General features: G+C 69.8%; 16 protein-coding genes and 2 tRNA genes. 12 read left to right on the top strand and 6 right to left on the bottom strand.

What is annotated here, in order from left to right; genetic code table 11:
* Positions 1-361 precede the first annotated feature (361 nt).
* The 5 genes from nucS to FGM06_RS15045 all read left to right on the top strand — a co-directional run bounded on the left by nucS (position 362) and on the right by FGM06_RS15045 (position 4,426).
* Complete coding sequence (nucS, locus tag FGM06_RS15025; RefSeq protein WP_144800086.1) at positions 362-1,129, top strand: endonuclease NucS; 768 nt, start codon at positions 362-364, stop codon at positions 1,127-1,129.
* An 86-nt stretch (positions 1,130-1,215) separates the two neighbouring features.
* Positions 1,216-1,746, top strand: a complete 531-nt coding sequence (locus FGM06_RS15030; protein WP_144800087.1) for a 50S ribosomal protein L16 — start codon at positions 1,216-1,218, stop codon at positions 1,744-1,746.
* 141 nt (positions 1,747-1,887) lie between these two features.
* On the top strand, positions 1,888-3,942 hold the full coding sequence (locus FGM06_RS15035) for a DEAD/DEAH box helicase (RefSeq protein ID WP_144800088.1): 2,055 nt from the start codon (positions 1,888-1,890) through the stop codon (positions 3,940-3,942).
* Positions 3,943-4,042: 100 nt separating this feature from the next.
* Positions 4,043-4,113, top strand: a tRNA-Pro gene (locus FGM06_RS15040).
* Positions 4,114-4,352: 239 nt separating this feature from the next.
* Positions 4,353-4,426: transfer RNA gene (locus FGM06_RS15045), tRNA-Phe, on the top strand.
* 327 nt (positions 4,427-4,753) lie between these two features.
* Here FGM06_RS15045 and FGM06_RS15050 read toward each other — a convergent pair.
* Positions 4,754-5,653: a hypothetical protein gene (locus tag FGM06_RS15050; protein WP_144800089.1), complete on the bottom strand. Its 900-nt coding sequence runs from the start codon at positions 5,651-5,653 to the stop codon at positions 4,754-4,756.
* A gap of 554 nt (positions 5,654-6,207) precedes the next feature.
* Positions 6,208-7,458, bottom strand: coding sequence for a vWA domain-containing protein (locus FGM06_RS15055; RefSeq protein ID WP_144800090.1), 1,251 nt, complete (start codon positions 7,456-7,458; stop codon positions 6,208-6,210).
* A 362-nt stretch (positions 7,459-7,820) separates the two neighbouring features.
* On the opposite strand from FGM06_RS15055, the gene FGM06_RS15060 reads away from it, so the two are divergent.
* Positions 7,821-8,303, top strand: a complete 483-nt coding sequence (locus FGM06_RS15060) for a DoxX family protein (protein ID WP_144800091.1) — start codon at positions 7,821-7,823, stop codon at positions 8,301-8,303.
* Between the two features lie 12 nt (positions 8,304-8,315).
* On the opposite strand, the gene FGM06_RS15065 is transcribed toward FGM06_RS15060, so the two are convergent.
* Both FGM06_RS15065 and FGM06_RS15070 read right to left on the bottom strand, forming a co-directional pair.
* On the bottom strand, positions 8,316-8,648 hold the full coding sequence (locus FGM06_RS15065; RefSeq protein WP_144800092.1) for a zinc ribbon domain-containing protein: 333 nt from the start codon (positions 8,646-8,648) through the stop codon (positions 8,316-8,318).
* Positions 8,649-8,729: 81 nt separating this feature from the next.
* Positions 8,730-9,242: a hypothetical protein gene (locus tag FGM06_RS15070; protein ID WP_144800093.1), complete on the bottom strand. Its 513-nt coding sequence runs from the start codon at positions 9,240-9,242 to the stop codon at positions 8,730-8,732.
* Between the two features lie 214 nt (positions 9,243-9,456).
* Between FGM06_RS15070 and FGM06_RS15075 the strand changes: the two genes are divergently transcribed.
* Positions 9,457-9,651 carry a cold-shock protein gene (locus FGM06_RS15075; RefSeq protein WP_004048101.1) on the top strand — a complete coding sequence of 65 codons (195 nt, stop codon included), beginning with the start codon at positions 9,457-9,459 and terminating at the stop codon, positions 9,649-9,651.
* A gap of 212 nt (positions 9,652-9,863) precedes the next feature.
* On the opposite strand, the gene FGM06_RS15080 is transcribed toward FGM06_RS15075, so the two are convergent.
* Positions 9,864-10,178, bottom strand: a complete 315-nt coding sequence (locus FGM06_RS15080; protein ID WP_144800094.1) for a 2Fe-2S iron-sulfur cluster-binding protein — start codon at positions 10,176-10,178, stop codon at positions 9,864-9,866.
* Between the two features lie 171 nt (positions 10,179-10,349).
* Between FGM06_RS15080 and FGM06_RS15085 the strand changes: the two genes are divergently transcribed.
* Positions 10,350-11,480 (top strand): DUF7093 family protein, encoded by a 1,131-nt coding sequence (locus FGM06_RS15085; RefSeq protein ID WP_144800095.1) that lies wholly within the window; start codon positions 10,350-10,352, stop codon positions 11,478-11,480.
* Positions 11,481-11,558: 78 nt separating this feature from the next.
* Entirely contained in the window at positions 11,559-11,942 is a 384-nt protein-coding gene (locus FGM06_RS15090) for a DUF5611 family protein (RefSeq protein ID WP_144800124.1), read from the top strand.
* Positions 11,943-11,963: 21 nt separating this feature from the next.
* On the opposite strand, the gene FGM06_RS15095 is transcribed toward FGM06_RS15090, so the two are convergent.
* The gene (locus FGM06_RS15095; RefSeq protein ID WP_144800096.1) at positions 11,964-12,557 is read right to left on the bottom strand and encodes a histidine phosphatase family protein; all 594 of its coding nucleotides are present in this window, start codon (positions 12,555-12,557) and stop codon (positions 11,964-11,966) included.
* Between the two features lie 115 nt (positions 12,558-12,672).
* On the opposite strand from FGM06_RS15095, the gene FGM06_RS15100 reads away from it, so the two are divergent.
* From FGM06_RS15100 to FGM06_RS15110, 3 genes are all read left to right on the top strand, one after another.
* Complete coding sequence (locus FGM06_RS15100; RefSeq protein ID WP_144800097.1) at positions 12,673-13,485, top strand: hypothetical protein; 813 nt, start codon at positions 12,673-12,675, stop codon at positions 13,483-13,485.
* A 66-nt stretch (positions 13,486-13,551) separates the two neighbouring features.
* Positions 13,552-14,010 carry a universal stress protein gene (locus FGM06_RS15105; RefSeq protein WP_144800098.1) on the top strand — a complete coding sequence of 153 codons (459 nt, stop codon included), beginning with the start codon at positions 13,552-13,554 and terminating at the stop codon, positions 14,008-14,010.
* A gap of 119 nt (positions 14,011-14,129) precedes the next feature.
* Positions 14,130-15,110, top strand: coding sequence for an ROK family protein (locus tag FGM06_RS15110; protein ID WP_144800099.1), 981 nt, complete (start codon positions 14,130-14,132; stop codon positions 15,108-15,110).
* The last annotated feature ends 17 nt before the right edge of the window (positions 15,111-15,127 follow it).

Genomic DNA, 15,127 nt, shown 5'->3' on the forward strand with positions numbered 1-15,127 from the left:
GCGAGCGGCGAAGCCGCGAGCCGTGAGCCGCGAGGCTGGGGAGGCGTGAGGTGCGGTCGCGGTGCGGTCGGGTGGGACTCAAAGGGGCAGCCGGCGAAGCGGGCGCAGGCGACGTAAGCACCGCAGCGAGGGAGTGAGCGAAGCGAACGACCGAGTGAGGCGCGCAGCGAGCGTGCGCCCGCTTCGCCGGCTGGGGCTTTGGCGGTGTTCACCGAGTCGTCGGCAGGAGCAATTTATAACCGATCGACAGAGAGGCCGATCTCGTACAGCCCACCACCATCAACAACGGCGATGGATACCGACCACGGACACTGATCTGGGCCTCGCGCCCTTTTTGACCGACAACCACGTACGAGTAGTAGTGACAGTCACGAGCGTCCACGACCCGAGCCACCGCGAGGCCCTCTGGGAGCTGGAGGACGCCTTCGAGCGCGGCGACCTGATCAGCGTCTTCGGGCGCTGCACGGTCAGCTACGAGGGCCGCGCCGCCTCGGACCTCGGCGCCGGCGACCGGCTGCTCGTGTTGAAGCCCGACGGCGCCGCCCTCGTCCACACCGACGAGGGTCGCCAACCCGTCAACTGGCAGCCGCCGGGGTCGGAACACCGCGCCGCGGTCCGCGAGGGTCGGCTCCGGGTGCGCTCGACCCGAACGAATCCCGACGAGACGCTCACGGTGCGGTTCGAGCGGGTCCACCAGCTCTCCGCGATGGCGGTCACCGGCGGGCGCGACCTCACCCTCCACGGCAGCGAGGAGGACCTCCGGACCCGAATCCTAGAGCGCCCCGAACTCGTCGAGTCGGGGTTCGAGCCGAAGGCGACCGAGCGCCCCTCCAGCGCCGGCCCGATGGACGTGTTCGGCGTCGACGCCGACGGCACCCCGGTCGTCGTCGAGCTGAAGCGCCGGCGCGTCGGCCCGGACGCGGTCGGCCAGCTCGCGCGGTACGTGCGGGCGCTCCGCGAGGAGTTGGGAGCAGAAGAGCCCGACGGCGACGAAGGCAGCAACGACGACGAGACCGACCCCGTCGTCCGCGGCGTCCTCGTCGCGCCCTCGGTCACGGATCGGGCCGCCGAGCGGCTGGCGGACCGGGGGTTCGACCACGTCGCGCTCGGACCGACGCCCGAGGAGTGAGGCGGTGAGGGCCGCGAAACGGACCGACAACGCCGCGGTATCGAAGGGTTTATCGCCGCAGCGCGGGCTACATCGGGCAAGTAGCCATGTCTGACAAACCCGCCTCTATGTATCGGACGATCGACAAGCCGTCGTACACCCGCCGCGAATACATCACCGGGATCCCCGGCTCGAAGATCGCCCAGCACAACATGGGCGACCTCTCCTCGGAGCCCGACGACTACCCCGTCCAGATCAGCCTCCGCGTCGAGGAGGAGCTCCAGATCCGGCACGGCTCGCTGGAGAGCGCGCGCCTCTCGGCGAACCGCCACCTGATCAAGGAGCTCGGCGAGGGCAACTACAAGATGACCCTCCGCAAGTTCCCCCACCAGGTCATCCGGGAGAACAAGCAGGCGACCGGCGCCGGCGCGGACCGCGTCTCCGACGGGATGCGGCAGGCGTTCGGCAAGCCGGTCGGGACGGCCGCCCGCCTGAACGCGGACGACGTCGTCTTCACCGCGTACTGCGACGTCGAGCAGGCGCCCGCGGTGAAGGAGGCGTTCCGCCGCGCGTACAACAAGCTCTCGCCCCCGTGCCGGATCACGGTCGACCGCGGCGAGGAGCTCCTCGTCTCGTAATTCCACGACCCTTTTCGAGGCGCGGTTCTCGCGGCCGCGAGCGACGCGGCCGACGTCGAAGCGGTAGACTCGCGTGACGCCGCGAACCCGCCGCACGGCGAGCCGAACCCCTGAAATACCTTCCTCGCGTACCGACGGGTAGTGTCACAGCAGTTGGCCGAGGTCGAGACGCTGTTCCTCCACGAGGCGCGGAGCGACTACACCGTCGTCGCGAACCGGGACGGGAACCGGGTGCTCCGCGGGCGGCTCGAACTCAAGGAGACCTCCGCGGGCCCGCGCCCGGGGAAGTTCCGCGTGGTCCGCGACGGCGAGGACCACCCCCGCCAGCCCGGCGAGTTCGTCGACCTCGCCCGCGCGGCCGACCGGATCCGCATCTCCGAGCAGACGTCGCCGGAGAACCGGAAGCGGCTGGAGGCGATGCTCGACGGCTACCAGCTGGAGGCGACGGCCGTCCGGACCTGCCGGCGCTGCGCGAACGACGGCCGATACGGGCCGATCACGAGCGAGAGCGCGGTCGAGCACAACGACGAGCTGATCTGCCGCGACTGCGCCCGCAGGGAGCTGGAGCGGGAGCTCTCGTACAAAGGCGAGTTCACCGGCGCCGCCGAGGAGCGGTTGGAGGAGCTGCTGTACGAGTCCGGCGACTTGGACCGGATCGTCAACCTCCTGCAGGGCGGGCTCGACCCCGACCTCACGAAGTACGACGAGGTCTCCGCCAACGTCGACGACGTGAGCCCCGTGCGCACCGAGGACCTCGACCTCCACCCGGACCTCTCCGCGCACCTGCAGGGCCGCTTCGAGGAGCTGCTCCCGGTCCAGAGCCTCTCGGTGCGGAACGGCCTCCTCGACGGCGACGACCAGCTCGTCGTGAGCGCGACCGCGACCGGGAAGACCCTCGTGGGTGAGCTGACCGGAATCGACCGGGCGCTGAAGGGAGAGGGGAAGCTCCTCTTCTTGGTCCCCCTCGTCGCGCTCGCCAACCAGAAGCACGAGGACTTCAGGGACCGCTACGGCGACCGGCTGAACGTCTCGATCCGCGTCGGCTCCTCGCGGGTGAACGACGACGGCAACCGCTTCGACCCGAACGCCGACGTGATCGTCGGCACCTACGAGGGGATCGACCACGCGCTCCGGACCGGGAAGGACCTCGGCGACGTCGGCACGGTCGTCATCGACGAGGTCCACACGCTGAAGGAGGGCGAGCGCGGCCACCGGCTCGACGGGCTCATCTCCCGGCTGAAGTACTACAGCGAGAACCGGATGGAGACGCACTCCGGGTACGGCGGCACGCAGTTCGTCTACCTCTCCGCGACCGTCGGGAACCCGGAGTGGCTCGCCGAGAAGCTCCGGGCGACGCTCATCGAGTACGAGGAGCGCCCCGTCCCGATCGAGCGCCACGTCACCTTCGCGGACAGCCGCGAGAAGGCGCAGATCGCCGACAAGCTGGTGAAGCGGGAGTTCGACACGAAGTCGTCGAAGGGGTACCGCGGCCAGACGATCGTCTTCACCAACTCCCGGCGGCGCTGCCACGAGATCAGCCGGAAGCTCCGGTACGACTCCGCGCCGTACCACGCCGGCCTCGACTACAAGCGCCGGAAGAAGGTCGAACGACAGTTCGGGAACCAGGACCTCTCCGCGGTCGTCACCACCGCGGCGCTCGCCGCCGGCGTCGACTTCCCCGCCTCGCAGGTGATCTTCGACTCGCTGGCGATGGGGATCGAGTGGCTCTCCGTCCAGGAGTTCTCGCAGATGCTCGGGCGCGCCGGGCGCCCGGACTACCACGACCGCGGGCGCGTCTACCTCCTCGTCGAGCCCGACGGCGTCTACCACAACTCGATGGACCGCACCGAAGACGAGGTCGCATTCACCCTGCTCAAGGGGGAGATGGAGGACGTCGCGACCCACTACGACGAGGCGGCCGCCGTCGAGGAGACGCTGGCGAACGTCGTCGTCGCGGGCAAGAAGGCCAAGCGGCTCAACGACCGGATGATCGGCGAGGTGCCGACGAAACACGCGGTCGGGAAGCTGTTAGAGTGGGAGTTCATCGACGGCTTCGATCCGACGCCGCTGGGCCGGGGCGTGACGCGGCACTTCCTCGCGCCCGACGAGGCGTTCTTCATCCTCGACGCGGTCCGGAAGGGGACCGATCCGTACCAGATCGTCGCCGACCTCGAACTGCGCGACGACGAGGAGTGAGACCGGGTCGCCGCGGGGCGAGCGACGCGGCGAGCCGACCGAACGCGACCTGACCGCGCAACGAAACGCTTTACCGGCCGATGCGGGTACGTATGGACGCGGGACCGTGGGTTAGTGGTATACTCCGGGCCTTGGGTGCCCGTGACCCCGGTTCGAATCCGGGCGGTCCCACTCTGCTGCTGCGAGCGATACCGCGAGCAGCAGCAGTGGCAGCTGATTCGAAGCAGGGAGCGGAATGAAGTGGAGCGACCGAGGTTCGAATCCGGGCGGTCCCACTTTCGCGGCGCGGACAACACCGAGAGCGGCGGCAGGCGGTGTCCGGAACGGTGCGTCGACGGCTCGATCGAGGCCGACCGGCCCGCCGCCTTTCGAAATCCTTTTGTCTCGATTCGGCGTTAGTCCGAGTGCGAGCCGCCTTAGCTCAGACTGGGAGAGCACTCGACTGAAGATCGAGCTGTCCCCCGTTCAAATCGGGGAGGCGGCATATTTCGAGACGGTGAGCGGAGCGAACCGTCGAGAAAACGACGCCGAGCCGATTTGAGCACGGAAGTCGCAGCGCGCGAACGGAGTGAGCGCGATCGTCTTCCGGAGTTCAAATCGGGGAGGCGGCATTTTCTTCCGAAGCCTTCTGATGAGCTTCGGCCAACGACGAGCTGTCCCCCGTCCCCGCGAGCGACAGCGAGCGAGGAACAGTGAGACGACCGGAGGGAGTCTCACGCGTTTCAAATCGCGGCGGCGACAGGGTTCGGTTCAGCTATCCGCGAGGGCGTCGATTCGGCGCCGTCTCGGGCCGAGATCGCCGCGAGGCATCTCACCGATACTGAGGGTGCTCGCCGCCGTACGTAAAGGAGTCGCGCAGGTCTCGAAGGTCCGGGTGATCCGCTTGCAGCCGCCGGCGTGCCGTTTCGCCGAGTTCGTCCACGGTGGTGGCGCGGTACACCGCCTCGCGGATCCGCATCCACTCCTCGTGGCGGTAGAAGCAGACGGTCGGCACCGAATCGAGGTCGAGGAGCTTCGCGATCGAGAGGCGGTGTGAGCCGTCGACGAACAGCGGCTCCCCGTCGCGCGCGATATCGATCGCGATCTCGTCCCCGATCGCCTGTGGAAACCGTTTCGTTTCGATCCCACTCGTTACGCGTTCCCGCTGTGTGTCGTAGCCGGTCTCCGAGATCTCTTCGTAGAGTTCGTCGTACTTCGTCCAGTACTCGAGAATCTCCTCGCGATCCTCGCCGGCCCTGCTCGTCCCACCGTTCTCGACCTTGTCGATCTTCCGGGCGAGGAACTCCGTCTCCCCCCACGGGACGCCGTCGACGAAGTGGGCACGGAACGCCGCAAACTCCAGTCGATCCTCGAACGACGGCGGGTGATGATACTCATCGGAGGGACGGTCCCAGTCGCCATCTGCGACGCGGCCGCACAGCCGCCATCCTCCCCGCCAGGGGGGATATTCCCGGTTCGAGTGACGGACGATGTCGTCCGGATCGACCCACAGGACCCGAAACGGATCGGTCGGGACGTCGTACCCGTCGACGTCCCGGACCTCGCGCCGGCGGTAGTACCGGGACGCGAGCGTCCAGTACGTCTCCGGTGAGCACGCCCGGAGACAGACTCGTTCGGCCGTCCGCTCGGCAGTTCGGATCGCCAGAGACACCAGGGATCGCGGGCCCTCCTTGCGCAGTCGCCTCCACGCTGCTTGCCAGTTCGATCCCATCTGTCGCGCTAGCCTACTACACCGGGTTTGAAAATCTTGGTCACCGCCCGGGAGCGGACGACCGAACTGTGGCATCGCGAGCTGCGATCGATAGCCGCGTTGCGAGCCTGAGGGCCGGAACCGGCGTTATCTCGGCCGCCACCGCGGAGACTGTAGCGGGACGGGTCGACCGGTCGGGGCGGTACAGGGTGTGAGACGGCACCCGCGACGTGGAGACGTGGAGTGCCGGCGACTCGACGGCGGAGACCAGCCGGGTGGGACGGTCGTACTCGGAGGCGTACCGGATGCGACAGGAACGACGGCTGGATCACCATCGTGACGGCCTCGATCCGACGACGTGACGAACACGTTCAGCGAGCGGCGGATCGTCGCCTGACCGCCTGCCGGTTCGGCGCTTCGAGACGGGTTCTGTGCCGGATTCGCCCGGGTGCGGCACCGTAGCTCGGGCGGGGAGCGCATTCGACTGAAGGTCGAGCTGTCCCCCGCGAGCGCAGCGAGCGGGGAAAAACCGAGAACCGCCGCATCGCGTGGCGGTCACGCGACGGCGCTATCGACTACCGCCTGCCGCGGGACGGGAAGCTCTCCAGCGCCTCGACCGCCGCGTCCTCGGTGCAGTAGAACGCCACGAAGCTGATCGCGAACTTCCCGTCGTTCGCGGTTTCGACCGTGACGCTCCCGTCGATCTCCTCGAAGGACTGCACTTCCAGCTCCCGGCCGCTCTTGACCAGGACGTAGAGCTCGCAGTACTCCGTGTCGAAGGAGGCGGTCATCGGCTCGAACGCCTCGCCTTCCTTGCTCTCGTAGGAGCCGGCGGTGTACGCGACGTTGTCGTCGGCGTCCCCCTCCGGGACGAAGTCATACGCGATGCACTCGCCGGTGTCGGGATCGGTCTCGACGCAGGCGAACTCGTACTTCGCGAGCTGGCCGTCGACGGAGCAGTCGACGCACTCCTCGCAGACCTCGCTGATGAGCGCTTCCAGCTCCGAACCCAGGTTCGACGCGTCCTGGACAGCGACGAAGTCGTCGGTGCTGCTGGCGATCTCGTCCCGGAGATAGTCGTCGAAGCCGGCGACGTTCTCGCCGACGCCGACGGCGATGACGCGGCGACCGGCGTTCTTGATCGCGGTCGCGGTGGCGGTGGTCTCGGTCAGTTCACCGGGTTCGCCGGCGATGCCGTTCTCGCCGCCGTTCGATCCACCGGTGTAGTCGAACGTTCCGTAGGGGAACGTCGTGTCGTCTGCGGGCGGCGCCGCGCCGTCGCCGACGACGCCGTTCTCGTAGTTCGGCCCGCCGTCCGTGATCAGGACGACGATCTCCTTCCCGCCGCGGCCCTCCTGCTCGAGGATCGCGTTGGAGAAGTCCAGCGCGCCGGGCATGTGCGTCGCGTTCTCTCCGGGCGGGACGTCCGCGGGCACGCCGGCCTGAACCGCCGAGACGTTGCCCGCGGTCGCGAAGTCCAGGAGGTTCCCGGGACCGTACTCGAACGCGGCGGGCGCGTCGCCGAACGTGACGAGACCCAGCTGGACGTCGGCCGGGACGACGCCGAGGAAGCTGTCCACGCCGCTCTGGATGTCGCCCCAGGTGCCGGCGGACCGTATCGAGCCCGAATAGTCGAGCGCGACGACGACGTCGACCTCGCCGCCACAGGTCTCGATGAGGTGCTCGTCGGCGGCGGCGATCCCGGTGAAGAACGGCAGACCGGATCCCCCGACCGCGAGCGCGCCGGCCGCGCCCGTCGTGCGGAGGACGCTGCGCCGCGAGATGGGAACGGTCCGGCTCGATTCGTTGTTTCTATTTGTTGTCATTAGATGCCGATCTACTGTGTAACTCGGCTGCAAACTCGGCGCGGAGATCACTCGAATACGCGTGTCACCGTCGAATTAGATCGCTCCGAGAGCGGCAAGGGACAGTAGTCAGCCACGTATAAGTCCCGTGATAATATAGGTATGATCCGACGACCGGGTTCGCCCGGTCGCGCTCCGAAAAGCCGTGAAACCGCTATGCTCGGCTCCGGTAGGGAGTAGATAACGGTCGCCGGCGACGTGCGGCGAGTGCAAACCGAAGGGTCGGCGATATGCTGCGCCCGCGAGCGGAGCGAACCGTCGAGAAAGCGACGTCGTTCGAAGCCGGGCGAACCCTCATTAGCCGGCCGTCGCTACCTGTTCGGATGACGGGTGACGCCGACACCGACCCCGACGGCTCCGTCGACTCGACTGGTCCGCTCGCGCGACGGAAGCGGTCTCTCCGCCGCGTGATGGGCGCGAACTACGTCGCGGCCGGCGCGGCGCATTTCCTCACGCCGGAGTCGTTTGCTCGGGCCGTTCCGCCCGAATTTCCGCGCCCACGGGCGCTGGTGTACCTCTCCGGAGTCGCGGAGATCGCCCTCGGATTCGGGGTGCAGTTCGACCGGACGCGACGCGCGTCGGCGTGGGGAATCGTCGCGCTGCTGGTCGCCGTCTTCCCGGCGAACGTATACGTGGCGACCGACGACGTGGCGACCGAGTTCGTCCCCGACCGGCTCGCGGACGTAGCGCGGGCGGCCGCGTGGGCGCGGCTTCCGTTCCAAGCCGTGCTCGTGCTGTGGGCGTGGTGGCACACGCTCCCGGATTCCGGGACCGGAAGCGACGCGGAAGTCGAGACGGGGCGGTGACGGAACGGTGAGCTAGGCGCCGGGGCGGAGCGGCGCCGCGCAGCGCCGGCAGTAGTTGAACTCCGACTCGTTGGCCGCGCCGCACTGGGGGCACGTCGCGCCGGGGTCGCCGCGGTCGGTCGGGTAGCCGTCCGGCCCCGCCGCCTCGCGGTCGTCGGAGGTGGCCGGCGGTCCCCGCCCGTACTCCTCGTCTTCCGTGTACTTCTCCACCTCGCCGGCCCGCCGACGCCGCCGTCGATCGCGCCCCTCGCGGACGATCCCGCGGAGCACGCGGATCCCGAGCCCCAGCGCGACGAGCAGCAGCGCCCCCGCGACCGCGAGGTAGACCGGGCCGGCGTCGATCATGCGAGCCCTACGGACCGGAGGCTTAGGTATTGTGGGGTGTTCGCACGGGACACGATTGACGGCGGCTCCGGGAGCGACGCCTCAGTAGCGCAGCGTGGCGTCGAGGATGCCGGCGGTCTGGCCGACACCGACGACGGCGAGCCCGACCGCGGTCCACGTCGCCGACGGCGCGACCGCGACCGCGACCGCGCCGGCGACGCAGCAGGCGACGCCGGCGTCGTAGACCCGGGCGCCCGCCTCAACGCGGCGTCCGGTGTACGCGAACCCGGCCGCGGGAAGGAGCGCCCAACCGTACAACGAGAGCGCAAGCAGGGCGTCCGGCGGGACCTCGGGACCGCCGAGCGCGAGGAACCCCGCGACGCCCGCGAGCGTCACGGGCGTGCCCGCTAAGATTACGAGCTTCCACGCCCGGAGCACGCCGGTCGCCATGTCGCGCCACGAGGCGACGACGAAGGCGACGAGCAGGGCGCTCATGACGACGTGGGCGACGAACAGCGCGCGCGTCGAGACGACGCCGAGCGTCGTCGCCGCCGCGACGACCCAGGCGGCGGGAACGAGCAGCGCCGGCCCGTTCTCCCTGAGCGACCGGAACACGACGGACCGATCGCGACGGGCGACAATAAACGTCCCTCCGGCGACGACTGAAATCGGAGAACCGACGGATCGGCCGGTGAGAAGGGACAGTTTTCGTCGGACGGTCACCGAACGCCTCGATAAGACTCCACAACGAAAACAATCGTCCGGCACAAGCCGTGGTAACTGTACACTCGCAATCCTTATCCCCGAACGGGGCGTCCGTTAGGATGCAATGGCGACCGGAAAGGTTGATTTCTTCAACGACACTGGCGGCTACGGATTTATTGAGACTGACGACGCTGACGACGACGTGTTCTTCCACATGGAAGACGTCGAAGGGCCGGACCTCGAAGAGGGCCAGGAGCTCGAGTTCGACATCGAGTCCTCGCCCAAGGGGCCGCGCGCGTCCAACGTCGTTCGGCAGTAAGCCGATCCGATAAGGTGGGTCGGTCCGGCTGACGCCGAACGCGACTCTGACACGCGACAACGAGACTTTTGCCCGCCTCCGGACTCACGTCCGACGCGGGTTCTTATCACGACACCGAGCGTCGCCGCCGCCGATCGGTCCGGCCGGCGACGACGAGCGGCGGCGCCGAGGTAGCGTCGAGGTATCGGCGTAAAACGAGCGAGACGGCCGAATCAGATGTGCTGGCCGAAGAGCCCGCGGCCCTTCGTCACCTCGACGTCGCCCTCGACCTTCGTCTGACAGGCGAGGCGGACGTCGTGGCTGGGGTGGTGCGGCGGGAACCAGAGGCGGGCCTTCTCCTTCTTGCCGGGCTCGCTCACCTCGCCGTCGACCTGGACCGCACAGGAGCCGCACGACCCCGCGCCCCGGCAGTTGAGCTGTTTCATCTTGCCGTTGTACACGGAGAGACCGGCCTCCGCCAACACGTCGCGCAACACGGCGCCCTTCTCGCACTCGATCTCCTCTCCCTGGTAAGATACGGTCGGCATAGACGATCGAAGGTACGGGACCGATCCACAAAGAGTCTGGGTACCGCGGTCGGGCGACGGCGGCCCCCGAGCCGTCGCCCGCGCGACCGACGCGCGGCCGGGACGGGCGTGCGCCGGGCGTCAGACGCCGGACGGGGCGTTTTTTACCCTCGGCACCGCAGGACGGACATAATGGGACTCAGGTGTCTGCTCGGGCACGACTTCGACGAGCCCGAACTACGGCGCGAGCGCGAGGAGGACGGGAACGAGGTCGTCACGACAGTCACCGAGGTGAAGACCTGCGCTCGCTGCGGTGAGACGCAGGTCGTGAGCGAGAACACCGAGGTCACGACGATGGAGCAACTGACCGACGAGGCCGCCGCGGGCGCCGAAACGGCGGAGACCGACCCGACCGCGACCACGCCGAACGCCGACGACGACCGCGGTCCGACGGACGGAGTCGGCCCGGACGCCGTCCCGACGGGCGCCGCGCCGACGGACGAGGGAGCGGACGGGGCCGCCCCGACCGTCGACGCGACCGACGACGTCGACGACGCCGTGATCATCGACGACGAGCCGACCGCGGCGGCCGACGACCTTCCCGAAGGCGACGCCACGGACGCAGACGACGGGCCCGCTGACGCGGACGACGAGGGCGCCGCGGCGGACGACGCCGACGCCCCCGACGACGACGGCGCGGAGCTCCTCGAGTCGGGGCCGGACGACGATGCGGGCTCGCTCGGCGGCGGCGAGGAGTACGCGGAGTACCCCGAGGTCGAGACCGCGGAGTCGCCGGGAGACGACGAGCGGGACGCGGCGACGGACGACGGGGTGATCCTCGACGAGGAGGAGGAGCCGGCGGCCGACCGCGAGCGCGGGGCGTGGCCGGAGGTCGACGAGGCGGACGAGCCGGAGACGTCGGCGACGGCGTGGCCCGAGCAGCGCGGGGAGGACGAGGGGTTCAGCGCTGAGATCGGCGACGGCGACGCGGGCGGCGTCGAGTTCGGCGGCGGCCTCACCCCCGAGGCGACCGAGCCGGCCGCGGAGGACGGAGACGCGGAGTACGTCGAGGCCCCGGATCGGGACGCCGACGAGGTCGACGGGACGGTCGAACCGCGGGACGACGAGGCGGAGCCGGCCGACGCGGGGTCGGGGATCACCCGCGCCGAGACCCCCGACCTGCAGACGTCGACCTCCGAGACGCCGACGGAGTACCACTGCCCCGAGTGCGGGATGACCCGCGACGCGGACGGAAACTCGATGCGCGCGGGCGACATCTGTCCCGAGTGCAAGCGCGGCTACGTCACCGAGCGCCCGGTCTGATCGGCCGACGGGATCGCTCAACGGGCTGGAGACCCCGTGACGAAACTGGTTTACGCCCCCCTGTCGAACGGTCGCGGCATGAAGGAGTACAAGATGCGCCGCGGCGAGCATCTGGACGACCGCATGCCCGACCTGAAAGGCTCCGTCGAGGAGTACTTCGGCGAGATCTCCGGCACGGAGGAGTGGCAGGGCCACGAGCTGTACGTCGTCGAGGACCCCGACAACCCCGTCTTCGAGCGGATAGTGGCCGGCGCCGCCGAGTACGGGAGTAAGAAGGACAAGCTCGCGGTCCACTTCGAGGAGCGTCCCGCGGAGGACGTCATCGCCGAGGGGAACGCCGACGCCGCCGCCGACGCGGTCGACGCGAAGAACGAGTTCCTGCTGGAGGCGACGGGCCGCGACGCGAAATCCCGCCGCGACTCGCTGAAGCGCGAGGTCGAGGACGACGCGCCCGACTACTGAGCCGGACCCCGACCGCCGACGCTATTTGTACGAGCGGTCGTCCTCGCGGGCGACCGCGCCGCTCCCGTCGATCTCGGTCACCGAGCAGTTGCCGGCCGAAAGCTCCGTGAGCGACCGCGCGACCGAGAGCTCGCGGCGCTCGCCGACGACGAGCCGGATCGGGTTCACGTGGGTGACGGCCACCACGGTCCCCTCGCGGGCGCGCAGGTCCGCGGCCGCGTCGAGCACTCGATCGCGGACGGCGAGCCAGCTCTCGCCACTCTCCGGGGCGCGCTCGGCCGCCGCCCGCCCGCTCTCCAGCAGGTCGAAGTCGGGGAAGCGCTCGAAGAAGTCGTCGGACGGGAGCCCCTGGAAGACGCCGAAGTCGCGCTCGCGGAGCCGCGGGTCGGTCTCCACGTCGACGCCGGCCGCCGCGGCGATGGGCTCGGCGGTCTCGACGGTCCGCGCGAGGTCCGAGGCGACGACCGCGTCGATCGCGTGACGTTCGGCGATGGCGTCGGCGACCGTCGCGGCCTCCTCGCGCCCACGGTCGGAGAGCCCGACGGGCGCCCACCCCTGGATCCGGCCCGCCTCGTTCCACTCGGTCGTCCCGTGTCTGACGAACAGCGTGCTCACGGTCGAGCGTCGGGAGCGCGCGGCAAGGAGGTTTCGCCGGGAAGCGGATGAGACGAGAGGCGAGCGCCCCCGACCGACGACAGGCTATTGGCGACCGGCCGGGAAGGGAGACCGAATGCGACAGGACCCGATCCCGCCCGCGGTCGCCGACCGGCTGTCGACCGCGGCCCGTCGCCTGCGGGCGGCCCGCCGGAGCGCGCTCGACCGCGTCGCCGTCGCGGAGACGGAGTGGGAGTACGCGGGCCGGACGTGGTCGTGGCCGGCGGGCGAGGAGATGACCTACTTCCGCGAGCTCGCACCGGGGGAGTGCGAGGTCCTCGACGGGCTGCGAGCCGACCTCGACGCGCTCGCCGAGGGCGACGGAGCGCGGTCGGAGCCGGCGGCTGAGATCCTCGGGGTTGGGACGGGCCGCGTCGCCATCGCGGTCCCCGCGTCGGTCCGCGAGGGGGTGACCGAGCGCGAGAACGCGGAGGCGACCGCCGGCGGCCCCCTCGTCGCGAAGCTGGCGCGGTACGGTCCCTCGGCGGAGATGGGCGACGGGCGCCCGCAGAACCGCCGGGAGCGCCGGATCTGGTCGGCGGTCGAGTCGCACCCGTTCCTCCCCGTCCTCGACGGCGACGCCGACGGCGACTGGATCGTCATGCCGCGGGCGGAGGTCCCCCCGGACGAGTCGGTCCGCGAGGAGGCGCTCGACCGCGTCCGGCGGGCGCTGATGCCGCACCGCGAACGGTTCCACTTCGACGAGCTCAAGCCGGAGAACGTCGGCGCGTACCGCGGCCGGTACTGGATCGTCGACTACGGCCGCCCGGCCGGCGAGCCGCTGTTCGTCGATCCGCCGGCGGAGTCGGAGGCGCGCGAGGCGGAGCCGACCGGAACGGAGCCCGAGAGCGACGCAGACGGGAGCGAGAACCGTCAGGATCGATCGTAGGAAAATTAATTCAAAACTGAGTTAAAACTCCGACAGGCTTATCCCGGCCGACGGCGAAAGGGAAGTATGAGCATAGAAACAGTGCTACTGGCGGTCGGTACCGAAGACGAGAAGCGAACCGAGCAGCTCGCGAAGGAGGCCATCGCGGTCGCCGAGCCCGCGGGCGCGGAGGTCGTGTTGACCCACGTGTTCACCGACGAGGAGTTCGACGGGGTCCGCTCGAAGCTGGGCGTGAACCCGGAGAGCGAGGGGTCGACGCCGGACGCGGTCGCCGAGCGACACACGACGATGCGAGCGCTCGCGAGGGCGCTCGGCGACGCGGGCGTCGCCTACTCGATCCGCGGCGCGGTCGGCGACCACGCGAACGAGGTCGTCGAGGCGGCCTCGGCCGTCGGGGCCGACCGCGTGGTGGTCGGCGGGCGGAGCCGGTCGCCGACCGGGAAGGCCGTCTTCGGCAGCGTCGCCCAGGACGTCATCCTCTCGGCCCCGTGCCCGGTGACCTTCGTGCGGGAAGTCGCCGCCTGAGTGAGCGTCGTTCCTCCGCGCGACGATCGGGGCGGATCACCGCCACCGTCGCGCTCCGGTCGCGGCGAATCGTCTCGGAAGCGTCCCGCTTAAGTGACATCGGTCCGCGCTTCTAGCCGATGTACTACGTGGGCGTCGACCTCGGGGCGACGAACGTCCGGGCGGTCGTCGGCGACGGCACGGCGGCGATCCTCGGATCGGACGAGCAGGGGACCCCCCGCGGTCCGAACGGGATCGCCGTGACCGAGGCCGTGCTGAGCGTCGTCCGGGGCGCGTGCGCGGCCGCCGAGATCGACCCGACCGAGGTCGTCGCGGCCGGGATCGGCTCGATCGGCCCCCTCGACCTCGCGGCCGGGGTCGTCCAGGGGCCGGCGAACCTCCCGGACACCGTCGAGCGCATCCCGCTCGTCGGGCCCGTCTCGCAGCTGCTCGGCACCGACGAGGTCCACCTCCACAACGACACCGTCGCCGGCGTCATCGGCGAGCGGTTCCACGCCGAGCGCAACCCCGACGACATGGTGTACCTCACGATCTCCTCGGGGATCGGCGCGGGGGTCGCCGTCGACGGCAACGTGCTCTCGGGGTGGGACGGCAACGCCGGCGAGGTCGGTCACATGACCGTCGACCCGCACGGCTTCATGACCTGCGGGTGCGGTCTCGACGGCCACTGGGAGGGGTACTGCTCCGGCAACAACATCCCGAAGTACGCCCGCGAGCTCCACGCGGAGGACCCGATCGAGACCTCGCTCCCCGTCGAGGACCCGGACTTCTCCGCGGTCGACGTGTTCGAGGCGGCGGGCGAGGACGTCTTCGCCGACCACGTGATCGACCAAGTGGCCCACTGGAACGCCATGGGCGTCGCCAACGTGATCCACGCGTACGCCCCGCTCGTCGTGAGCGTCGGCGGCGCGGTCGCGCTCAACAACCCCGAGCGGGTGCTGGACCCGATCCGCGAGAAGCTCTCCGACATGGTGTTCATCAACGTCCCGGAGGTCCGGCTCACGGACCTCGGCGACGAGGTCGTCGTGAAGGGAGCGCTCGCGAGCGCGCTCACCGGCGGCACGGGCGACCGGTCAAAGGTCGAGTCGCCGCCGGGGTGAGGGTTCGAACCGAGCCG

The sequence above is a fragment of the Halorubrum depositum genome, assembly GCF_007671725.1.
Lineage (GTDB): Archaea > Halobacteriota > Halobacteria > Halobacteriales > Haloferacaceae > Halorubrum > Halorubrum depositum.